The following is a 21,408-nucleotide window of genomic DNA, read 5'->3' on the forward strand; positions in this document are numbered from 1 at the left end:
GCGGCGGCCCCGCTCCCGGCGGCCCCGCCATAGACTCGCAACCGTGCCCGACCTCGCTCCCCTGGCCCGCTTCGGCGGCCTGCTCGCCACCGATCTGCGCGATGTCACCAGTGACCCCGCGGCGCTCGACTCCGCCGGTTTCTGGGCCGTCGCGGCGGACTTCGAGGGGCGGCTGACCTGCGCCCGCTTCGGTGACGTCCGCCCCGCCCCGGTGCCCGCGCCGCTCCCCGGGGCCTGGCGCGGACCGGCCGCGGGCGACTGGACGTCCTCGCTCGACCGCGTCGCGTACACCGCGGGTGTCCGCCGGATCCGGGAGCACATCGCGGCCGGCGAGGTCTACCAGGCCAATCTCTGCCGGGTGCTCTCGGCGCCGCTGGCCGACCCGGTCTCCGACGTCGACGCCCTGACCGCCCTGCTGGCCCGCGGCAACCCGGCCCCCTATGCCGGAACGATCCGCCTCCCGGCGCACGGGGTGGAGATCGCCACCGCCTCGCCCGAGCTCTATCTCCGCCGGGACGGCCGTACCGTCGAGTCCGGGCCGATCAAGGGCACCGGGCGGACCGCCGCCGACCTGCTGGAGAAGGACCGCGCCGAGAACGTGATGATCGTCGACCTGGTCCGCAACGACCTGGGCCGGGTCTGCGCCACCGGCACCGTGACCGTGCCCCGGCTCTGCGCCGTGGAGCCGCACCCCGGCCTGGTGCACCTGGTCTCCACGGTGCGCGGCCGGCTGGCCGACCGGGCCGGCTGGGCGGAGCTGCTGGCCGCCACCTTCCCGCCCGGCTCCGTCACCGGTGCCCCCAAGTCCAGCGCCCTGCGGATCATCGAGGCGCTGGAGCCGGCCCCGCGCGGCCCGTACTGCGGCGGCATCGGCTGGGTGGACGCCGACCGGGGCGCGGGGGAGCTGGCCGTCGGCATACGGACCTTCTGGATCGACCGGGCGGCGGGCGCCCTGCGGTTCGGCACCGGCGCCGGAATCACCTGGGGCTCCGACCCGGAGCGGGAGTGGGCCGAGACCGAGCTGAAGGCGGCCCGGTTGCTCGGGGTAGCGTCGGGCACTCATCAGGCGACCGAGGCGAGCGGAGGGACCATCCGATGAAACTCTGGGTCAACGGCGGGCTGCGGACGGCGGACGACGCCACCGTGTCCGTACTGGACCACGGGATGACCGTGGGCGACGGGATCTTCGAGACCCTCAAGGCCGAGAACGGGCGGCTCTTCGCGCTCGACCTCCACCTGGACCGGCTCGCCCGCTCCGCCCGGGGGCTCGGCCTGCCCGAGCCGGACCGGGACGAGATCCGGCGCGCCTGCGCCGCCGTCCTGGACGCCAACCCGATGCCGCTCGGCCGGCTCCGGATCACCTTCACCGGCGGCATCGCGCCGCTCGGCTCGGACCGGGGTGACGCCGGGCCGACCGTGGTCGTCGCCATCGGCGAGACCAGCCGCCGTCCGGACAGCACGGCCGTCGTCACCGTCCCCTGGACACGCAACGAGCGCGGCGCCCTGACCGGGCTGAAGACCACCTCGTACGCCGAGAACGTCGTCGCCCTCGCCCGGGCCCACGAACAGGGCGCGTCCGAGGCCCTGTTCGGCAACACGGCCGACCGGCTCTGCGAGGGCACCGGATCCAATGTCTTCGTGGTCCTGGACGGGCGGATCCACACCCCGCCGCTCTCCTCCGGCTGCCTCGCCGGCATCACCCGCGCCCTGACCGTCGAGTGGACCGGCGCCGAGGAGACCGACCTCCCGCTCGACGTGCTGGAGCGGGCCGACGAGATCTTCCTGACCTCCACCCTCCGGGACGTCCAGGCCGTCCACCGGGTCGACGGCCGCGAACTCCCGGGCGCTCCGGGCCCGGTGACCGCCAAGGCCATGCGGATCTTCACCGAGCGCGCCGCCCGGTTCGGCGGCTGAGCCACCGCCCGGGGCCGACGGGCCCGAGGATCCGGCCCGGACCCCGGCCGTGTCGCTCCCGGGCCGGGCGGGAGGCCGGGCGGGGCTTCGGGCGTCCCGGCCGCCGGGTGGAGGAAGCGGCCGGGACAAACGGGATGACGTACGCCCGGCCGGCGGGTAGAACACCCCTGATGACCACCACCCTGCGGCCGGCCGGGCCGCTTCAGCAGTCCGCCGACGGCACCGCCGCGCGGACCTTCGAGGTCTGTGTCAACAGCCGCCCCGTCGGGGAGATCGAACTCGGCACCTCCGCCGGATTCGGCCCGGCGGCCGGCGAGATCCGCTCGCTCCGGATCGACGAGGCCGACCGCCGCCGGGGGCGCGGCACCGTGGCCGCGCTCGCCGCCGAGGAGGTGCTGCGCGGCTGGCGGTGCGAACAGGTCCTCGTCTCGATCCCGGCCGCCGCCACCGCCGCCCACCACCTGGCCGCCGCCCTCGGCTACACCGAGCGCGGCCGCAATATGTCCAAGCCGCTCACCACCGCCCCCGAGCCGCTCCCGGGGCTGACCGTCCGCCCCATGACGGAGGCGGAGTTCGAGGACTTCGCGGGGGAGTCGCGGGAGGGCTTCGCCCGCGACTGGATCGAGCGCGGCGTGCCGGAGGCGCAGGCTCGGGCCAAGGCGGAGACCAGCCAGCGGGAGCTGCTGCCCGACGGCCTCGCCACCGAGGGCGCGGTCCTGCGGGTCGTCACCGGGGCGGACGGCCGAGTGGTGGGCCGGCTCTGGACCGGGGAGCGCGAGCGGAGCCCGGGGGAGCGGATGGGGTACGTGTACGACATCGAGGTCGCCGCGGACCAGCGGGGCCGGGGGATCGGCCGGGCCCTGATGGGATGCGCCGAGCGGACCGGGCTGGAGCGGGGGTACCGCCACCTCGGGCTGCATGTCTTCGCGGACAACCCGCCGGCGCTGCGGCTCTACACCTCGCTCGGGTACGAGACCACGTACATCAACAGCTACAAACCGCTGCTCTGACCGTCCCGGTGTGCCCCGGCCCCCGGCCCCGCCTCCGGGGACGGACGGGCTCAGCCGGCGGCGAGCAGCCGGTCCGCGATCGCCTCGATCCGCTCGCGCAGCCCCTCCTGGCTCTTGCCGCCGTCCAGCCGCTCCCCGCCGATCACATAGGTCGGGGTCCCGGTGACCCCGATCGCCCGGCCCTCGGCCTGATCGGCGTCGACCACCAGCAGATGCCGGCCGTCGATCAGGGCGGTGTCGAACTCCTCGGCCTCCAGGCCCAGTTCGCCGGCGGTCGCCAGCAGATACGGCTCCCCCCGGCGGCCCAGCTCGGCGGTCCCGGCGAGCAGCGCCTCCGCGTACGGCCACCCCTTGCCCTGCGCCTCGGCCTCCTCGAAGGCCTGCGCGGCGGCATAGGCGTGCCGGTGCTTCTCCAGCGGGAAGTGGCGCAGCCGTACCTCCAGGCGGTCGCCGTACCGGGCCCGCAGCGCGCGCAGGTCGCCCAGCGCGGCATGGCAGTCGGGGCACTGGAGGTCGCACCAGACGTCGAGAACGGCGGGACCGGGTGCGGGGGTGGTGGAGGCATCAGTCATGGCGGCAGTCTTTCAGCCGTCCCGCCCCCCGGCTCCATCGGCACCGGCCCGATCGGCACCGGGCCTCCGCCACCCGGTCCGGAGGGCGAAGGGCGTCCCGGAGGAGAGGAGCGGGGTGTCCCGGAGGAGGAGCGCGCCCCGGAGATCCCCCTGAGGTCTTCCGGCGCCATGGCCGCTCCGCCGCCCGGCGGTGCAGGATGGAAGGGACGTACCGCCGCACGCCCTGGAGGAGCGGATGCTTGCCGAGACCGTATGTTCCGCCGTGTCCGCGGCCGGGCTGGGCCTCGCGGCCGTCACGGCGTACCGGAAGCGGTTCCTGACCGCCGCCCGGATCGCGGGCTACGCCCTGGTCCCGGTGGGTCTTGTCCTCACCGGGGCGGTGGCGTGGCTGGCCCGTACCGCCTTCAGCCCGGCGGCCTGGACGGGCTTCGGGCTGCTGGGAGCGGCCTGGCTGCTGTTCCTGATCACCCGGGCCGTGGAGCGGCGCCGGGGCGGCTCCACCCGGGCCGAGCGCCGGGCGGCCCGGTCCGCCGGCCGGGAGGCGGTCGCCCCCGGGGCGTCGGCGCCCTCCCTGGGGGGCGGAGCCGGTCCGGCGGCGCGCCCGGCCGGGAAGCGGCCGGCCACCGAGCCGGCCGACGACTTCAGCGACATCGAGGCCATCCTCAAGAAGCACGGCATCTGATCATCTGATCCACGACGGAAGTCCGCCGGAAGCCCGCTGCGGCCCCGCCCCTTCGGAGGTGCGCCCCGGCGGTGGACGCGGGTGGACGCTGGTGGGCCCAAGCGCTCATACCGGTCGAACGCGATGTGCGTGACGTAATTCCCCACGGTGCCACGCGATGTGATGAACAGACCCCCCGATTCGGGCGTTCTGGTCGAATCCCCGGCGAGTGGACCGACATGATCGGTCCCGTTATGCACGACACCTCACGGGAGCAGCGTCCCCCCGCCACCACCGGAGAACCGCGCGGCTGCCTCTTCGCGCTCTCCCAGCCCCCTTTGATGATCTTTCTCGCCGTCATCGGCTGCCTGTTACTGATGGCCGCCGTGCACGATCTGTTCCTGCTGTGAGCCGGTCCGCCGCGCACCGGGTGTCCCGGCCGCCGGACTCAGCCCGCCGCCTCCTTGCGGCGCGCCCGGTAGGCGGCGACATGCAGCCGGTTGCCGCAGGTCCGGCTGTCGCAGTAGCGGCGGGACCGGTTCCGTGACAGATCCACGAAGGCCCGGCCGCAGTCCGGTGCCTCGCAGCGCCGCAGCCGCTCCCGCTCGCCCGCCACCACGATGAACGCCAGCGCCATCCCGCAGTCGGCGGCCAGATGGTCCGCGACCGAGGCGCCGGGGGCGAAGTAGTGGACGTGCCAGTCGTAGCCGTCGTGGTCGGTGAGCTGCGGGGTGGTGCCGGCCCCGGCGACCAGCCGGTTGACCAGCTCGGCGGCGGTCCGGGTGTCGGGGGCCGCGAAGATGGCGGCGAACCGTTTCCGCAGGTCGCGGACCGCGGTGAGATCCGGTTCCCCGAGCCGTCCGACCCCGCTGACGTCATGGCCCCGTACGAACGCGTAGAGCGAGGGGATGTCTCCGAGGCTGTCGCCGCCCGCGCTCTCCGGCGCGGTGTTGAGCAGATCGACGACGGTGTCGAGGGCGATCCGGGTGTCATGGGGGATCAGCACGCTGCACTCCCTGGCCTGCCGCGGGCGGGCGCCCGCCGGAATGCGCCGACTCTAGCGGCTGTCCGCCGGGAGGCCCGGCGCCCGCCGGTCCCGGCGTCCGGAAAGCCCCGTACACACGCCGGCGCCGGCGCCGCGGCAGAAGTCGCGGTCGCCGGCGCCGGGGTGGCCCCGGAAAGGGCCGTACGGAATTTCCGCGCGGCGCCGTCGCCCCGAGTCGGACGGCGCCGTGCGGCTCTCGGCCTGGCTCAGCTCTCGGCCAGGATGTGCGACAACTCCGTATCGAGATCGAAGTGCCGGTGCTCGGTGCCGGGCGGGACCGCCGCGTCCGTCCGCTTCAGGAACGATTCGAGGGCCCGCGCCGGAGCTTCCAGCAGCGCTTCGCCCTCCGGGGAGCTGAGGGCGATGCAGACGACGCCCTGGCCGTGGCTGCGGGACGGCCAGACGCGGACGTCGCCGGTGCCGGTGGGCCGGTGCAGGCCCTCGGCGAGAAGGTCGCGGGCGAACACCCACTCGACCGTCTCCTCGGCTCCGGTGTGGAAGGTGGCGTGTACGGCGTAGGGATCGGCCGTGTCATACCGCAGGCCCGCCGGTACAGGCAGTGAGGACTCGCTCGACACAACGAGGCGCAGGTGCAGCTCGCAGCTGACCGTGGTGTTCATAAGCGCCAGGGCCTTTCGCTCAGTGTGCGCTCGGGGATTCGCACGTCGGCCACATCGACATGCCACCTACGGTGCCGTTGTAAACCCCTCTGTCTGTTTTGTGATGGATGAGGCCCCTCTTTCGGCGGTATGCAACCGGGTTCAATAGGGCCATTTCGGTAGTACGTGCGAGCCGGGAAGTTGGGGTAGCTTGGGAATATGAATGCGGAGAGTGACGAGCGGGCAAAGGTCTCCGAATCGGCGGCCGATACGCCCGCCACGGGGGGCGTGACCACGGAGGCGCCGGTGGCCGAGGCGGCACTCGGTTCCCGGGCGCCCGAATTCATCAAACGGCGGCGCACGCTCCACCTCAGCTGGCAGGTGGGGGTCTTCCTGGTCGGCCTGGCCGTGGTGGGCGCCGGAGTGGCGATGCTCGTCCTGCCCGGTCCCGGCTGGGTGGTGATCTTCGGCGGCATGGCGATCTGGGCGACCGAGTTCGTCTGGGCGCAGCTGGTGCTCCGCTGGACCAAGCGCAAGGTCACCGAGGCGGCCCAGCGGGCCCTCGACCCCAGGGTGCGGCGCCGCAACATCATCCTCACCGCCACCGGTCTGGTGATCATCGCGGTACTGGCGGGGATCTACCTCTGGAAGTTCGGTTTCCAGCTCCCCTGGAACATCCGCCGGTGACCGGCGGCCCCGCCGGCCGGGAAGCGGCCGTGGGCGAGGCCCGGGAGTGGTCATGGGTACCCGCTGACATGCGGTAATGTTTGCGGTGCGCCCGGGCGATTAGCTCAGCGGGAGAGCGCTTCGTTCACACCGAAGAGGTCACTGGTTCGATCCCAGTATCGCCCACCGCCCGGACCGAAGGCCCTGGAGATCAGCTCGAATGATCTCCAGGGCCTTCGGCGTCTTCCCGGCCCCCTGGTCATGGACGGCAGCCCGGCGAGCAGACTGTGCCGCATGGACTGGTGCCACTATCGCTTCCACGCCGTCTGGTCGCTGCCCGCCGCACCGGACGCCGTCTTCCGGGTGCTGGCCCGCCCCGACGACTACCCCCACTGGTGGCCCCAGGTCCGGGAGGCGACCCGGCTCGGCGAGCACTCCGGCACCCTGCGCATCCGCTCGGTGCTCCCGTACGACCTCCGGATCACCGCCACCGAGCGCCGCCTGGACCCGGACGCCCGGGTGCTGGAGGCGGAGCTCGACGGGGATCTCACGGGGTGGCTGAGCTGGCGGGTGGTCCCGGACGGGGCCGGGACCGGGGCCGCCCGCGCCGTCTACGACCAGGAGGTCGAGGTCCGGCTGCCCCTGCTGCGGCGCCTGGCGGTGCCCGGCCGGCCGTTCTTCCGGGCCAATCACGCGCTGATGATGCGGTCCGGACGCAAAGGTCTCGCCGCCCTGCTGGCGGGCGGCTGACGGAATTTGAAGGAAGGGCGCCGGGGCCTGTATGGTTCAGTGCGTTCCCGGGCGATTAGCTCAGCGGGAGAGCGCTTCGTTCACACCGAAGAGGTCACTGGTTCGATCCCAGTATCGCCCACCACAGTCGCACCACCTTCCAGGGCCGCCCACCAGGGCGGCCCTTGCTGGTTCTTGGGACTGTCCCGGCCCCGCGTTCAGCGCTCCTCGGCGTGCGCGCGGCGCTCCGCCTCCAGATCCACGAGCCGGAACTCCTCCAGGCGCATCATGAGCTGCGCGGCCTGCACCCAGGGCATACGGCCGTCACCGAAGTCCAGACCGCCGACGTCGTGCGGTACCGGTGCCGGGTGGCCCGGGCGGTACAGCACACCGTGCACCCCGCTCAGCGAGCAGCGGCGCACCCGCACGGCGGCGTACTGCCTGCGCAGGTGCGGGCAGGCCCGTACCGACAGCCAGGCGCACGCCAGGCAGACCGGCGGATGCCCGGTCACCATGTCGGCCGGCCAGGCGCCCGGGTCGTCGGGGTCCTCGCTCAGCAGCCACAGCAGGCCGTCGTCGGTGGCGTCCTTCGCGGCGGGCCGGCCGCACACCTGGCACAGCAGCGCGGCCATGGCGCGCCGCTGACGCAGGAAGTGCACCTTGCCGTACAGCGGTTTGCCCTTGCCCGGCATGCTCGGCATCCGCCGCCAGAGGATGCCGTCGCCGTCCCGGTCCCACGGCCGCTCATGGAGGTAGGCCAGCCTGCCCCGGCGCATGGTGACCTCGGGCTGCGCCGCTTCGGTCTCCGCCGACCAGGCGGCGATGAACGGCACACGGTCGGTCAGGCGCAGGGTGCCGACGGGACGGCGGTCGGGGTGGCAGGGCGTGGTGAGGTGACGACCTGATGACTGCTGCATGGGCGCTTCCCTGGGAACGGGGGCTGGGAATCCCCACTGTCAGCCGCCTGCGATCACGAACACACCCTGCGCCAGGCCCAGCTTCCGCGCAGAATTTCCCGGTCCAACCAGCAAGATTTGCCGTGGTCTTGTGGCCCTGCTGTTCGGCGTTACCGTTCAAGCAGGAACCACGCGTGCGTCGTAGCAGCCTCGGGAGGACCGTTGGCCGTCAAGCCTCGTAGTCGTCGCCAGGAGCAGACGCGACATGCTCAGGAACTACGCGCACGGGGGTGGAGCTGGGTGCAGGTGGCCGCTGAATTCTGTCGCCGCTACCGCGTCAACCCCCGTGTGGCGCACCGCATTGCCCGTGGTTGGAGCCAGGGGCAGGCCGCTGCGGCATGGAACGATCGGTGGCCTGACGACCCGAAAACGTTCAAGAACTTCTCGGCGTGGGAACTGTGGCCCGCATCCACTGGGCATGCTCCGGCGCTCGCCACCCTTGATCGTCTCGCCCAGCTCTATGAATGCACGGCGGGTGATCTGCTGACAGATATGTCGGACTACGGCACCAAAGCAGATGTGCCGCAGGGCAGCGGCTTAACGGGACCGGCGGGCGCAGTCGCACCGCTCACGCTGGTTCCGGCCCTTGTTGACACGTTGGCACACTTCGCGACCGACATAAATTACGTCGAACTGGCCGAGGAGGTCGTCATGTGGGTGCAAGGCGTGCCCAGCGAAATGAACCGCCGGAAGCTGTTGCAGAAGATCAGTACGGCGCTCACGGTTGCTGCTGCCACACCGCTGCTCGATGTGGCCGACCCGGATGTGCTGGATCGCGCGGCCGCAGTGCTGGACAACCCGCGCCGGATTGACGCTGCCCTGATCACCCAGGCCGAACGCGGAATCAAGGACTTCCGCATGCTGGGTGACGTACTCGGGCCCCAGGTGGCTCTGCAGACCGCGCTCACCCAGCGGAGGGTGACCAGGGAGCTCGCCGCCAACGCGCCGAGCAACCTTCGGCCACGGGTGCTCTCGCTGTACGCCGAACTCAGCCAGCTGGTCGGCTGGGAGCTGTTCGATATCGGTGACTACCGGGCTGCGGCGTACTACTACGATGACGCTCGTACGGCCGCGCACGACGCCGAAAACGTCGAGCTGGTGACGTATATCTTGAGCACCATGAGCCAGCTCGCTACCTGGCAGGGCAAACCCCGGGTCGGCATCGACCACGCCATCGCGGCGCAGGAATGGGCCTCTCGGGGGGACAGCCAGATGGCGCGGGCCTACTCGGCAGACGTGGCCGCACGAGCGTATGCCGCGGCCGGAGACACCGGCAGAGCGCGAGCCGCATTGGATGCCGAACGTACCGCCGCCGCCGAAGTGTTCGGCAGTGACGTACCGCTGGCTTCATGGTGGTACTTCTACGATGAGTCGTACTACTGGGGAATCCGTGGCGAGGTGAGCCTCGCGCTCAATGATCCGGCCGACGCGCTGCATGCCTCGGTAAAAGCGCTGCCGCTGCTCGACCCGGCCAACGTGCGCGACTACGCGCACACGCTGACGCACCAAGCGAGGGCTCATGTCCTGCAGGGTGACGTGCACGAGGCATCGCAGGTCGTCGTCGAGGCCGCCCGCCTCACGGCGGTCAACCGGTCGCCGCGGTTGGAACATAGCATCCGGGGCGTGCGGACGAGCCTCTCACCATGGCAGCGTACGAAAGCAGTGCGGGGGCTCGATGAGGCGTTGCGTGCGTATGGCTTCGGCAGCGTCAAGGCGTAGCGCCGGCACCTGACCGGTCGCGGGGCGGTCTGCCGCCTCGCTCAGAGCGAGCTGTTCCGGCTGGTGACTGCTGGCGATGTGGTGTGATCACCAACTCAGCGCTTCGCCGCAGTGGCCGGCGAAGTCCTGGAGGCTGTCCAGGACGACGTCCGCTCCGGCCCGGCGGAGTTCATCGGCGGTACTGTCGCCGCTGGCGACCGCGACGGCCAGCGCATCCGCGTCGCGGGCGCCGCGAACATCATGAGGCGTATCGCCCACGACCACGGTCCGAGTGCCGGCGAAGCCCTGACCGTACTTCTCCGACGCCCGCTTGCGCGCCTGCCGGACCAGATCGGCCCGGTCGCTGCCGTCGTCGCCGTAGCCGCCCACCGCGAAGTCGAGGCCATCCGCCAGGCCGAGAGCGGTCAGTTTGGTCGTGGCGACAGGGCGTATGTTGCCCGTGACGGCTGACTGGACGGTGTGCCGCGCGGCGCATGACGCGATGGCCTCCCGCGCTCCGGGCAACACCGAGCCGGCTTCGCGCATGCGGTCGGTGAGCTGATCGGCGGCTGTCGCGAGAGCGGCATAGAAGTCGGCGAAGAGGGCCTCCGGTTCGTGGATCCCGTTCAGTCGCAACGTCTCCGTCATGATCGCTTGCTCGGTTCGACCCGACATCTCAGCCAGGCGGTCCAGCGGTCGACCGGTCACCCTCTCGAACGCCTGAGCGTAGATGGCCCGGCTGACCCCACCGCCGATGTTCACAAGGGTGTGGTCCACGTCCCAGAGGATCAGGCGTCGTCCCGGGCGGACTCGGCCGAGCGCAGCATTGTTCATGGGCATGGGGGCCAGCGTAGAGCGTTCGTCTCCTTGTGGTGGAGGGACGTTTTGTTGTTCCTGGGAGAGGACCGGTCCGTCGTTCGGGGCGAGCCGGTCCGTTGGGGGCGGGGCTCCTGGTGGGGGTCACGCGGCGGCGGGGAGGTCCGGGCGGAGGGGCCAGGCCTCGTCGACGGGTTCCTCCGAGCCGTTGCGGGCGAACCAGGCCTGGAGGCCCCGGGCCTGGGCGGCGTGCCATTCGCCCTGGAGGGTGTGCAGTTCGGCGGGGGAGAGCCGCTCCAGGCGGGCGGCGAAGCGGCGGCCCACCGCCCGGACGACCTCCAGCGCCGCGAAGGCGTCGGCCGCCGCGTCGTGCGCGCCGGTCAGCTCGACGCCGTAGTGCGCACAGAGGTCCGTCAGCGTCCGGCGGCCCTTGCGGTACCGGTCCAGCTGCTTGTCGAGCACCCACGGGTCCAGCACCCGCAGCGGGGTGCCGCTCAGGTACCGGTCCAGCGACGAGGCGCGATGGCGGCGCAACTCGCGGTCCAGCAGCGTGAGATCGAACGGCGCGTTCATCACCACCAGCGGCCGGCGCGCGGTGCACTGCTCGGACAGCACCGTGCCTATCTCCGCCATCACCGGCGCCGGCCAGCGGCCGTGGCGCTGGAGGTGGTCGTCGGTCAGTCCGTGCACCGCCACGGCGGCGGGCGGCACCGGTATGCCCGGACTCACCAGCCAGCGGGTGACCCGCACCCGGCCGCCCGCCGCGTCCTGCACGACGACGGCGGCCGACACGATGCGGTCCCGCTCGACGTCAACTCCGGTGGTTTCCGTGTCGAATGCGGCCAGCGGCCCTTCGTACCAGAGCGTCATTCCCCGAACTCCTCGCACGATCCTGGCAGATGGCGGGAACCTCCTGCCCGAATCGGTGATACCCGGGCTGTTTGCCCCGTACGCAACCCGGCGACAACACAAGTGACGGGGCGTCCGGCCGGCGTCCCGTCGGACGGAATCCGCACGCTCGACCGGCCCGGAAGGCACGAAGAGCCATGGCGCTCCCGCAGCCCGAACCCGGGGAGCTGCTGCCTCGGTGGGCTCCACCCCGGGGCGCACTCGCCACCACCGCCTGTATGGAAACCCTCCAAGTCGGCTATCTCCACGCGGTCGCGGCCGCCGCCGGCTGCTCGCTCGCCCAGCCCTTTCCGGACAACGGCATCGACTGGCACGTGAGTCACGGCGCCCCCGGCCACACCGTGGACGACGAGGTGACCATCAAGATCCAGCTCAAGTGCACGTACCAGATCCCCCCGCGCCCGCCGGGGCCCGCGTTCTCCTTCACCCTCGACAACGCCCACCTGGTGAAGCTGGCCCGCACCCCGGTCGCGGTGCACAAGATCCTGGTCGTGATGCTCGTCCCGCGCAGCCAGGAGGACTGGCTGCGGGCCGGGCACGACCGGCTCGACCTCAGGCACTGCTGCTACTGGACCAATCTGGCCGGACACCCGGTCACCGGACGGCGCCGCACCACCGTGCGGGTGCCGACGAACCGCATCTTCGACGACCGGGCGCTCCGCGGGATCATGGGCCGGGTCGGGGCGGGAGGGAGACCCTGATGCACCGGCCGACCGACGGGCCCGGACGGCCCGGCCCCGAGCACCCCGAGCCTCCCGAGCGGCTTGAGTACCCCGAGCGCCCCGCGTACCTTCCGGACGCCGAGGGCGGCGGGCCCCGCGATGCCGGCGACCCCGGCGGCCCCGGTACCGCGCCGTTCCGGCGTACCGGGGCCTTCGACCCCGCGCCGACCCCGCCGGTCGACCCCGCCCGGGTCGATCCCCGGGTACTCGGCGCCCTGCTGGACCGGCACGGCTGGCGCAGACGCGGCGCGGCGGACGGGGCGTACAGCCGCTGGACCCCGCCCGACCCGGCCGCGGGGCCGGCCAGTCTGCTGGTGCCCGAGAGCCGGGCCTACCCGGACTGCGACGACCTGCTGGGCGAGGCCCTCACCGCGCTCGCCCGCTGCGGCGCCCCCGCCGCCCGCGAGGTGCTCACCGGGCTCACCGTGCCCAGCGACGAGATCCGCTGGTGGCGCGAGGTGCCGCCGGGTCCGTCCGGTGCCGTTCCCTGGACCGGCCAGGAGCAGCTGCGCGCCGCCGCCCGGGGGATGCTGCTGGCCGGCGCCCTCGCCGCCTGCGACCGGGCCGGCTACCACGGCGCCCGGCACCGGCGGCGGGCCCGCGCCTTCCTGGACGGGGTGCTGGTCGGCGCCGCCCCGGACGGCCGGGGCCTCACCGCCTTCGTGCCGGTCACCCCCGGCCGGGCGGTCACCGCGCGGCTGCACCGGGCGCTCACCGCCGCCCGGGACGCGGTGGACTACCAGCGCACGGCCGGCGGCTTCGACGTGCCCGGGGTCTCCGGCGCCCCGGGCGCCTTCGCCGCCTTCGACGCGGCCGTGGCGGCGGGCGTCAGCCGGGAGCTGACCGAGGCGCTGGTCGCCCTGGTGCGGGGCACCGAGGGAGCGGGCGTCGCCCTCGCCTGGGCACCCGCCGCCGGAGTGCCGGACGGCTGCGCGGCCCGGCCGGAACCGGTGGAGTTCTCGCCCGGCGACCTCCCCGCCCTCCGCGAGGCGGGCGCCCGCTATCTGCGCGACGAGCCCTCGGTGCCGGTGCGGCTGACCGGCGCCGTGGTGCGGCTGCGCAGGTCCGGCCCGGACGGCGCCGGCACGGTACGGCTCCGGGTGCTGGCCGGCGCCGATGTGCCGCAGGTCCGGGTCACCCTGGACCCGGAGGCGTACCGCACCGCCGGGCACGCCCATCTGGCCGGGCTGCCGCTGCGGGTGTCCGGGCGGCTGGAGAGCCGGGGCGGCTTCCGCCGGCTGACCGATGCCTCCGGCGTGGCCCCGGTCCGGGTGGACCCGGCCGAGCGGGAGCGGCTGCTCAAGGCGCTGCGCGCGGACGACCCGGGGGAGGCGGGGGTGCTGGAGGGGTAGCCCGCAGCTCTACGGCGGCGGTGCGCCGGGCGCGGCCACCGGGAACCACGCGGGCACCGGCACCGGCACCCGGGGAGGACGGGACTGGACGGGCCGGTGCCGGGAACCGCTCGGGCACCGGCACCGGCACCCGGGAGGACGGGACCGGACGGGCCCGGTGCCAGGAACCACGCGGGCCAGCACCGGCACCCGGGGAGGAACGGGACTGGACGGGCCGGGTGCCGGGAACCGCTCGGGCACCGGCACCCGGGAGGGCGGGAGCCGCGCGGGACCGGCTCCGGCACCCAGGGAGGACGGGGCCGGACGGGCCCGGTGCCGGGGGCCACGGGGAACCGGGGCCGGCGGCCAGGAGGAACCGGTGCCGGGTGGCCGCGCGGACCAGGGTCGGTGCCGGGGCCGGGGAGGAAGCGTGCGGGGGCAAACCGTTTCGCGGGCGGGGCGGGCCGCTCGGTACCATCTGAAGCCGTAGTGGCTACCCACTACGGCTTCAGAGCTCCCCCTTCCAGTCAGGAGAACCCGGTGTCAGACGTCCGTGTGATCATCCAACGCGATTCCGAGCGGGAAGAGCGCGTGGTGACGACGGGCACTACCGCCGCCGACCTCTTCTCCGGGGAGCGCACCGTCGTCGCCGCCCGGGTGGCCGGGCAGCTCAAGGACCTCAGCCACGAGGTCGCGGACGGCGAGACCGTCGAGCCGGTCGAGATCTCCTCGCCGGACGGTCTCGACATCCTGCGTCACTCCACCGCCCATGTGATGGCCCAGGCCGTGCAGGAGCTCTTCCCCGAGGCCAAGCTCGGCATCGGCCCGCCGGTCCGGGACGGCTTCTACTACGACTTCGACGTCGCGCGCCCCTTCACCCCCGACGACCTCAAGGCCGTCGAGAAGAAGATGCAGGAGATCCAGAAGCGCGGCCAGCGCTTCGCCCGCCGGGTGGTGAGCGACGACGCCGCCCGCGAGGAGCTGGCGGACGAGCCGTACAAGCTGGAGCTGATCGGCCTCAAGGGCAACGCCTCCAGCGAGGACGGCGCCAGTGTCGAGGTGGGCGGCGGCGAGCTGACCATCTACGACAACCTGGACGCCAAGACGGGCGAGCTGTGCTGGAAGGACCTCTGCCGGGGCCCGCACCTGCCGACCACCCGGAACATCCCGGCGTTCAAGCTGATGCGCAACGCCGCCGCCTACTGGCGCGGCAGCGAGAAGAACCCGATGCTCCAGCGCATCTACGGCACCGCCTGGCCGTCCAAGGACGAGCTCAAGGCCCACCTCGACTTCCTCGCCGAGGCCGAGAAGCGCGACCACCGCAAGCTCGGCAACGAGCTGGACCTCTTCTCCGTCCCGGACGAGATCGGCTCCGGCCTCGCGGTCTTCCATCCCAAGGGCGGCATCATCCGCCGGACCATGGAGGACTACTCCCGCCGGCGGCACGAGGAGGAGGGGTACGAGTTCGTCTACACCCCGCACGCCACCAAGGGGCGGCTCTTCGAGACCTCGGGCCACCTGGACTGGTACGCCGACGGCATGTACCCGCCCATGCAGCTCGACGAGGGCGTGGACTACTACCTCAAGCCCATGAACTGCCCGATGCACAACCTGATCTTCGACGCGCGCGGCCGTTCCTACCGCGAACTGCCGCTGCGTCTCTTCGAGTTCGGGACGGTGTACCGGTACGAGAAGTCCGGCGTGGTGCACGGGCTGACCCGCGCCCGCGGCTTCACCCAGGACGACGCGCACATCTACTGCACCAAGGAGCAGATGGCGGAGGAGCTGGACCGCACCCTCACCTTCGTCCTCAACCTGCTGCGCGACTACGGTCTGACCGACTTCTACCTGGAGCTCTCCACCAAGGACGAGACCAAGTTCGTCGGCTCGGACGAGGCGTGGGAGGAGGCCACCGAGACCCTGCGCCAGGTGGCCGAGCGGCAGAACCTCCCGCTCGTCCCGGACCCGGGCGGCGCGGCCTTCTACGGCCCGAAGATCTCGGTGCAGTGCAAGGACGCCATCGGCCGGACCTGGCAGATGTCCACGGTCCAGCTCGACTTCAACCTGCCGGACCGGTTCGACCTGGAGTACACCGCCGCCGACGGCACCAAGCAGCGGCCCGTCATGATCCACCGGGCGCTGTTCGGCTCCATCGAGCGGTTCTTCGCGGTGCTCCTGGAGCACTACGCGGGCGCCATGCCGCCGTGGCTGGCCCCGGTCCAGGCGGTCGGCATCCCGGTCGGTGACGCGCATGTCGACTATCTGCGGGAGTTCGCCGCCGACGCGAAGAAGAAGGGCCTGCGGGTGGAGGTGGACGCCTCCTCCGACCGGATGCAGAAGAAGATCCGCAACCAGCAGAAGCAGAAGGTGCCGTTCATGGTCATCGTCGGCGACGACGACATGAACGCCGGCACGGTCTCCTTCCGCTACCGGGACGGCTCCCAGGAGAACGGCATCCCGCGCGAGGAGGCGCTGGCGAAGCTGGCCGACGTGGTGGAGCGGCGCGTCCAGGTCTGAGCACCGCACGCGTTTCCGCTGCCTGCCGCGAGGGGCGGCCCTGTCCGGGGCCGCCCCTCGCGGCGTGCTCGGTCACCCGTACGGAATATGCTGGCCCGCATGACGACTGAGCCGGAACAGCAGATCGGAGTCGGGACGCCTGACGCGTTCCAGCGCCTGTGGACGCCCCACCGGATGGCGTACATCCAGGGGGAGAACAAGCCCACCGGCCCGGGTGCCGACGACGGCTGCCCGTTCTGCTCGATCCCGTCCAAATCCGACGAGGACGGGCTGGTCGTCGCCCGGGGCGAGAAGGTCTACGCCGTGCTCAACCTCTACCCCTACAACGGCGGTCATCTGATGATCGTCCCGTTCCGGCATCTGGCGGACTACACCGAGCTGGACGACGCCGAGACGGCCGAGCTGGCCGAGTTCACCAAGCAGGCGATGACGGCGCTGCGCACCGCCTCGGGCGCGCACGGTTTCAACATCGGGCTCAACCAGGGCGCGGCGGCGGGCGCGGGGATCGCCGCCCATCTGCACCAGCACATCGTGCCGCGCTGGGGTGGTGACACCAACTTCATGCCGGTGGTCGCCGCCACCAAGGTGCTGCCGCAGCTCCTCGCGGACACCCGCCGGATGCTGGCCGACGCCTGGCCGGTCCGCTGATCCATGAATCTTTTGATCTTTCTGGATCGCTGATCTTCCGAGCCGCTGATCCCGCCCGGTCCCGCCCGGGTCCCGTGGGATCCGCCTGACGGTTGTTCCGTACCGGGCGCGTACGCCTCCGCCCCGTACCGGTGCTCCGGACGCGCCCCGGCCCCCGTGCTCGGAAGATCACGGGGGCCGGGGCACGTCCTGCGGGGCCGGAGCCGTACGGGTACGGGGGGAGCCGTCAGGCGTCGTAGGCGTCGGCGCGGCGGGGGGACGGGTCCTGGACGCTGCCGCTGAGGACCATGGACCGGTTGCTGAACCGCTCGGTGTCCACCCCGTGGTCGTCCAGCGTCCTGATGGTCGCCCGGTGCACGGCGCGCATCACCGGGGTCGCCGCGCGGATGGCGTCGTCGGCCATGAACCGGTGGCGCCAGGGCTGGTCGGCCCAGGCGTGCCGCAGGCCGAACGGCTCGGGCAGCACCAGCTTGCCGCCGAGGTGGTCGAGGACCGGCGGGAACCAGGTGAGCGGGGCGCGGGCGGCCAGCCGTACCACCTCGTTGGTCTCCACCAGCGGCAGCGGGATCGTCTTGGTCTCCCAGAACCGGACGGACTTGGAGACGGTCCTGGACTTGGGGCTCGGCTTGGTGGTGAACAGCGGGTGCACCGGGCCCAGGGCGTGGCCGGTCACCTCGATCCGCAGGGTGTGCAGCAGCGCCGTCACGGTGACCATCATGGTCAGGACCAGCTGCCCGTCCCAGAGGACGAACTGCACGCCCAGATAGTGCCGGTCGCCCTTGCCGAACTGGTTCTCGTTGCAGATGCGCTGTATCTCGTGCGGCTTCACCTGGAAGCCGACCACGTTCTCGCTCGCCGGGCGGGCCACCGCCGCGGCGCCCTCCCCGACCGGGGAGACGATCCAGTGGTTGACCACCGGCGTCGGGAAACCGGTCTTCAGCGTGCCGCGCTCCAGCAGCTTGAGCTCGTCGTGGATGGGCCGGATCACGTCCCAGGTCCGGAAGGCGTGGATCTCCCGCCCCTCCTGGGGGACCAGTTCCTCGGCCAGCTGCCAGCTGCCCCAGCGGGTGCCCATGCCCAGTATTCCCTTGGGCCCGGCGTAGAAGACGACATTGGAGCGCTGCTCGGCGCCGAGCTTCGCCAGCGACTGGCGCAGTTCCTCGGCGGCGGTCTCGCCCGGGTTCTGGGGCACCGCCTCGGGGAGCTTCGGGCCGACCGCGCCACCCGTCAGCAGCGACTCCCAGTGCGCCCGCAGCGTCTGCGCGGTCTTCTCGCAGACCCGCTTGGCGAGGAACCAGCCGATCACCGGAGCGACGAACATCACCCGCAGATAGATCGCCGGCAGCCCGCCGAACGGCATCCGGACCCAGAAGAGCACCGCCAGCACCCCCACCGCGAGCACCATCGCGGTGCCCAGCGCCCCGGCGCCCTTGTTGGAGGCGCCCGAGAGCGTGCGGCGGAGCTGGAAGACGGCGAGCCAGATCAGCAGACCGGGCAGGAAGACCACACCGAAACCGACGGTGATCAGGGTGAGCGTCCGGTCCCGCCGCCGCCGGACGCGGTTGGCGGCCAGGCAGTGCTCCACCACCGGCTGCGGCTCGGTGCCGAAGGACTGGATCAGCGGCGCCCGCGCGCCGCCGAGCATCCGCGCCTGCACCGCGCGCGCGAACGCCTCGCCGAGATTGGGCTCGAAGAGACTGAACCGGCCTTTGACGACGGTCGACTTGTGCACGTCGTTGTCGGCCTTGAGGATCTCCTCGACCGGACCGTCGCGGTACGCGGCGGAGGCGAGCGCGTTCGTCGCCACGGTCCCGCCGCCCGAGCCCTGGATCGGGACCTGCGCCCCGACGCCGAAACTCTCACTTGTCACTGCCGTCACTGCCGCCCCCATCGCCGCGTCCGCCACCGTGGCATCCGTCGCCCTCTCCCGCCACTGCGCCCGTTCCCAACGCCCGTAGCCCGTACACCTGCTGAGCGGGGCACTACAGCGTATCCGCGTCCCGTCGCCCGCGTCAGGAGACGGCCGAATGCCGCCCCCGGGAGTGCCGGATGCCGCCCCTCGGGGATGCCGGAAGCCGCCGCCGGAGACGCTGAACGCCGCCGCCGGGGATGCCGGAAGCCGGCGCCCGGGAGCCGCCACCCGGGAGCGCGGAAGTCGCGGCCCGGCGCCCGGGGTCCGGGCCGTTCCCCGTACCAGGAACGGCCCGGCCTCCGCCCGCCGCCGGTGCCGGCCGGCCGTGCCCCGGCCGCGTCCCTCAGAGCTGCCCGGCCGTCTCCCGGAGCCGGTCGGCCACCTGCTGGGGCATCGCCTCATGGCGTACGTAGGACCGGTCGAAGCGGCCGGTGCCGTGCGAGAGGGACCGCAGCTCGACCGCGTACCGGCCGATCTCCAGCTCCGGCACGTCCGCCCGCACCAGCGTCTGGCCCGGTCCCGCGGGCTCGGTGCCGACCACCCGGCCGCGCCGCCCGGACAGGTCGCTCATCACCGGGCCGACGTACGCGTCCGGGATCAGCACCCGCACCTCGGCCACCGGCTCCAGCAGATTGACCCGCGTCCCGGACGCGGCCTCGCGCAGCGCGAGCGCGCCCGCCGTCTGGAAGGCGGCGTCCGAGGAGTCCACCGAGTGCGCCTTGCCGTCGCGCAGGGTGATCCGTACGTCCACCAGCGGATGCCCGGCCGCCACCCCGCGCGCGGCCTGGGCGCGGACGCCCTTCTCCACGGACGGGATGAACTGGCGCGGGACGGCACCGCCGACCACCTTGTCCACGAACTCGATGCCCGAGCCGGGCGGCAGCGGCTCCACCTCGATCTCGCAGATCGCGTACTGGCCGTGGCCGCCGGACTGCTTCACATGCCGGCCCCGCCCCTCCGACCGGTCGCCGAAGGTCTCCCGCAGCGCCACCTGGTGCGGTACGACGTCGACCTGGACGCCGTACCGGGTGCGCAGCCGCTCCAGGGCCACGTCCCGGTGCGCCTCGCCCAGGCACCAGAGGACCAGCTGATGGGTGTCCTGGTTCTGCTCCAGGCGCATGGTCGGGTCCTCGGCCACCAGCCGGGCCAGCCCCTGGGAGAGCTTGTCCTCGTCGGCCTTGCCGTGCGCCTGGATGGCGAGCGGCAGCAGCGGTTCGGGCATCGCCCACGGCTCGACCAGCAGCGGCCGGTCCTTGCCGGAGAGGGTGTCGCCGGTCTCGGCGGCCGTCAGCTTGGCGACACAGGCGAGGTCGCCGGCGATGCACCGGTCCAGCGGGCGCTGCTGCTTGCCGAAGGGGGAGGAGAGGGCGCCGATCCGCTCGTCGAGATCGTGTGCCGTACCGGTCGCGCCGCCACCGGGACCGCCGTCGCCGCCACTGTCGCCCTGACCCGCGTGACCGGCCGCCCTGCCGGTGTTGCCGCCGTTGCCGGTGTTGCCGCCGTTGCCGGTCCGGCCGGGGGCGTGGGCGCCGTCCGCCCGGGCGCGGCCGGCGCCGGGCCCGCCCGACACATGGACCGTCTGGTCCGGGCGGAGGGTGCCGGAGAAGACCCGTACCAGTGAGATCCGCCCCACATACGGGTCGGAGGCGGTGCGCACCACCTCCGCCACCAGCGGCCCGTCCGGGTCGCAGGAGAGCTCCGGCCCCGGGGCGCCGTCCGGCGTGGTGACGGCCGGCGCCGGGCGCTCCAGCGGGGTCGGGAAGCCCCGGGTGATCAGATCGAGCAGCTCGACCGTGCCCAGCCCCTGGGCGGCGCCGGGCGCGGCGGGGGCGGCGGTGAGCACCGGGTGGAAGGAGCCCCGGGCGACGGCCGTCTCCAGGTCCTCGATCAGCGTCTTGAGGTCGATGTCCTCCCCGCCGAGATAGCGGTCCATCAGGGACTCGTCCTCGCTCTCGGCGATGATCCCCTCGATCAGCCGGCCGCGCGCCGCCGCCAGCACCGGGGCCTGGCGCTCGTCCGGCGGGTTCTCCTGCCGGGTGCCGGAGGAGTAGTCGAAGATCTTCTGGGTGAGCAGCCCGACCAGTCCGGTGGCGGGCGCGTGGCCGTCGGCCGCCTCGGCGCCGTACACCGGGAGGTAGAGCGGGAGGATCGCGTCGGGGTCGTCGCCGCCGAAGATCTCGCCGAGCACGGTGGTGAGCCGCTCGAAGTCGGTACGTGCGGTGTCCAGGTGGGTGACGACCACGGCCCGGGGCATCCCGACGGCCGCGCACTCCTCCCACACCGCCCGGCAGGAACCGGCCACGGCGTCGGCCTCCTGGGCGGCCGAGACGACGAAGAGGGCCGCGTCCGCCGCGCGCAGACCGGCCCTCAGCTCACCGACGAAGTCGGCGTATCCGGGGGTGTCCAGAAGGTTGATCTTGTAGCCGTCCCACTCCAGCGGGACGAGCGAGAGCTGTACGGAGCGCTGCTGGCGGTGCTCGATCTCGTCGTAGTCGGAGACCGTGGCGCCGTCCTCGACCCGGCCCGCCCGGTTGACCGCTCCGGCGGTCAGCGCGAGCGCCTCGACCAAGGTCGTCTTGCCCGATCCGCTGTGGCCGACCAGCACCACGTTCCGTACCGACGCGGGGCGGTCGGCCGTAACTGCTCTGCCGGCGGCTCCGGGGTGGGTGTTCGCCTTGTCGCCCATGCTTGTTCCTCCCGGTC

Annotated in this window: 20 protein-coding genes and 2 tRNA genes; 14 read left to right on the forward strand and 8 right to left on the reverse strand. The window is 72.7% G+C overall.

The window, feature by feature from the left end; translation table 11 throughout:
* Positions 1 to 43: 43 nt before the first annotated feature.
* The 3 genes from NX801_RS11245 to NX801_RS11255 all read left to right on the forward strand — a co-directional run bounded on the left by NX801_RS11245 (position 44) and on the right by NX801_RS11255 (position 2,924).
* Complete coding sequence (locus tag NX801_RS11245) at positions 44 to 1,099, forward strand: chorismate-binding protein (protein WP_258787219.1); 1,056 nt, start codon at positions 44 to 46, stop codon at positions 1,097 to 1,099.
* Positions 1,096 to 1,914 (forward strand): aminotransferase class IV, encoded by an 819-nt coding sequence (locus NX801_RS11250; RefSeq protein ID WP_258787220.1) that lies wholly within the window; start codon positions 1,096 to 1,098, stop codon positions 1,912 to 1,914. The genes NX801_RS11245 and NX801_RS11250 overlap by 4 nt, the downstream gene beginning before the upstream one ends.
* A gap of 170 nt (positions 1,915 to 2,084) precedes the next feature.
* Complete coding sequence (locus tag NX801_RS11255; protein WP_258787221.1) at positions 2,085 to 2,924, forward strand: GNAT family N-acetyltransferase; 840 nt, start codon at positions 2,085 to 2,087, stop codon at positions 2,922 to 2,924.
* 50 nt (positions 2,925 to 2,974) lie between these two features.
* On the opposite strand, the gene NX801_RS11260 is transcribed toward NX801_RS11255, so the two are convergent.
* Positions 2,975 to 3,496 carry a DsbA family protein gene (locus NX801_RS11260; protein WP_258787223.1) on the reverse strand — a complete coding sequence of 174 codons (522 nt, stop codon included), beginning with the start codon at positions 3,494 to 3,496 and terminating at the stop codon, positions 2,975 to 2,977.
* A 235-nt stretch (positions 3,497 to 3,731) separates the two neighbouring features.
* Between NX801_RS11260 and NX801_RS11265 the strand changes: the two genes are divergently transcribed.
* Both NX801_RS11265 and NX801_RS11270 read left to right on the forward strand, forming a co-directional pair.
* Positions 3,732 to 4,178 carry a hypothetical protein gene (locus NX801_RS11265; protein WP_258787311.1) on the forward strand — a complete coding sequence of 149 codons (447 nt, stop codon included), beginning with the start codon at positions 3,732 to 3,734 and terminating at the stop codon, positions 4,176 to 4,178.
* 233 nt (positions 4,179 to 4,411) lie between these two features.
* Positions 4,412 to 4,567, forward strand: coding sequence for a hypothetical protein (locus tag NX801_RS11270; protein ID WP_258787224.1), 156 nt, complete (start codon positions 4,412 to 4,414; stop codon positions 4,565 to 4,567).
* A gap of 38 nt (positions 4,568 to 4,605) precedes the next feature.
* On the opposite strand, the gene NX801_RS11275 is transcribed toward NX801_RS11270, so the two are convergent.
* Both NX801_RS11275 and NX801_RS11280 read right to left on the reverse strand, forming a co-directional pair.
* Complete coding sequence (locus NX801_RS11275; protein WP_258787225.1) at positions 4,606 to 5,163, reverse strand: CGNR zinc finger domain-containing protein; 558 nt, start codon at positions 5,161 to 5,163, stop codon at positions 4,606 to 4,608.
* A 245-nt stretch (positions 5,164 to 5,408) separates the two neighbouring features.
* Positions 5,409 to 5,822 carry an SsgA family sporulation/cell division regulator gene (locus NX801_RS11280; RefSeq protein ID WP_003959770.1) on the reverse strand — a complete coding sequence of 138 codons (414 nt, stop codon included), beginning with the start codon at positions 5,820 to 5,822 and terminating at the stop codon, positions 5,409 to 5,411.
* A gap of 198 nt (positions 5,823 to 6,020) precedes the next feature.
* On the opposite strand from NX801_RS11280, the gene NX801_RS11285 reads away from it, so the two are divergent.
* The 4 genes from NX801_RS11285 (at position 6,021) to NX801_RS11300 (ending at position 7,341) form a co-directional block, all read left to right on the forward strand.
* Positions 6,021 to 6,488, forward strand: coding sequence for a TIGR02611 family protein (locus NX801_RS11285; protein ID WP_258787229.1), 468 nt, complete (start codon positions 6,021 to 6,023; stop codon positions 6,486 to 6,488).
* Positions 6,489 to 6,581: 93 nt separating this feature from the next.
* Positions 6,582 to 6,653: transfer RNA gene (locus tag NX801_RS11290), tRNA-Val, on the forward strand.
* 108 nt (positions 6,654 to 6,761) lie between these two features.
* Positions 6,762 to 7,217 carry an SRPBCC family protein gene (locus NX801_RS11295; protein ID WP_258787230.1) on the forward strand — a complete coding sequence of 152 codons (456 nt, stop codon included), beginning with the start codon at positions 6,762 to 6,764 and terminating at the stop codon, positions 7,215 to 7,217.
* 49 nt (positions 7,218 to 7,266) lie between these two features.
* Positions 7,267 to 7,341 (forward strand) — tRNA-Val (locus NX801_RS11300).
* A gap of 73 nt (positions 7,342 to 7,414) precedes the next feature.
* Here the strand turns inward: NX801_RS11300 and NX801_RS11305 are convergent.
* Positions 7,415 to 8,113 (reverse strand): hypothetical protein, encoded by a 699-nt coding sequence (locus NX801_RS11305; protein WP_258787234.1) that lies wholly within the window; start codon positions 8,111 to 8,113, stop codon positions 7,415 to 7,417.
* Positions 8,114 to 8,398: 285 nt separating this feature from the next.
* Between NX801_RS11305 and NX801_RS11310 the strand changes: the two genes are divergently transcribed.
* Positions 8,399 to 9,871: an NsdA family TPR-like regulatory protein gene (locus NX801_RS11310; protein ID WP_258787235.1), complete on the forward strand. Its 1,473-nt coding sequence runs from the start codon at positions 8,399 to 8,401 to the stop codon at positions 9,869 to 9,871.
* An 87-nt stretch (positions 9,872 to 9,958) separates the two neighbouring features.
* On the opposite strand, the gene NX801_RS11315 is transcribed toward NX801_RS11310, so the two are convergent.
* Both NX801_RS11315 and NX801_RS11320 read right to left on the reverse strand, forming a co-directional pair.
* Positions 9,959 to 10,690 carry an HAD family hydrolase gene (locus NX801_RS11315; RefSeq protein ID WP_258787237.1) on the reverse strand — a complete coding sequence of 244 codons (732 nt, stop codon included), beginning with the start codon at positions 10,688 to 10,690 and terminating at the stop codon, positions 9,959 to 9,961.
* A gap of 120 nt (positions 10,691 to 10,810) precedes the next feature.
* Positions 10,811 to 11,536, reverse strand: coding sequence for a 3'-5' exonuclease (locus tag NX801_RS11320; RefSeq protein ID WP_258787239.1), 726 nt, complete (start codon positions 11,534 to 11,536; stop codon positions 10,811 to 10,813).
* A 176-nt stretch (positions 11,537 to 11,712) separates the two neighbouring features.
* On the opposite strand from NX801_RS11320, the gene NX801_RS11325 reads away from it, so the two are divergent.
* The 4 genes from NX801_RS11325 to NX801_RS11340 all read left to right on the forward strand — a co-directional run bounded on the left by NX801_RS11325 (position 11,713) and on the right by NX801_RS11340 (position 16,793).
* Entirely contained in the window at positions 11,713 to 12,276 is a 564-nt protein-coding gene (locus NX801_RS11325; RefSeq protein WP_258787241.1) for a DUF4365 domain-containing protein, read from the forward strand.
* Positions 12,276 to 13,649 carry a hypothetical protein gene (locus NX801_RS11330; protein WP_258787242.1) on the forward strand — a complete coding sequence of 458 codons (1,374 nt, stop codon included), beginning with the start codon at positions 12,276 to 12,278 and terminating at the stop codon, positions 13,647 to 13,649. Before NX801_RS11325 ends, NX801_RS11330 begins: the two co-directional genes overlap by 1 nt.
* Positions 13,650 to 14,168: 519 nt before the next feature.
* Entirely contained in the window at positions 14,169 to 16,145 is a 1,977-nt protein-coding gene (gene thrS / locus NX801_RS11335) for a threonine--tRNA ligase (protein ID WP_258787243.1), read from the forward strand.
* 87 nt (positions 16,146 to 16,232) lie between these two features.
* Positions 16,233 to 16,793: an HIT family protein gene (locus NX801_RS11340; RefSeq protein WP_258787251.1), complete on the forward strand. Its 561-nt coding sequence runs from the start codon at positions 16,233 to 16,235 to the stop codon at positions 16,791 to 16,793.
* A gap of 226 nt (positions 16,794 to 17,019) precedes the next feature.
* Here NX801_RS11340 and NX801_RS11345 read toward each other — a convergent pair whose 3' ends face one another.
* Both NX801_RS11345 and NX801_RS11350 read right to left on the reverse strand, forming a co-directional pair.
* The gene (locus NX801_RS11345; protein WP_258787312.1) at positions 17,020 to 18,684 is read right to left on the reverse strand and encodes a hypothetical protein; all 1,665 of its coding nucleotides are present in this window, start codon (positions 18,682 to 18,684) and stop codon (positions 17,020 to 17,022) included.
* A gap of 364 nt (positions 18,685 to 19,048) precedes the next feature.
* Positions 19,049 to 21,391 (reverse strand): elongation factor G-like protein EF-G2, encoded by a 2,343-nt coding sequence (locus NX801_RS11350; protein ID WP_258787253.1) that lies wholly within the window; start codon positions 21,389 to 21,391, stop codon positions 19,049 to 19,051.
* Positions 21,392 to 21,408 lie beyond the last annotated feature (17 nt).

The organism is Streptomyces pyxinae (assembly GCF_024756275.1).
Lineage (GTDB): Bacteria > Actinomycetota > Actinomycetes > Streptomycetales > Streptomycetaceae > Streptomyces > Streptomyces pyxinae.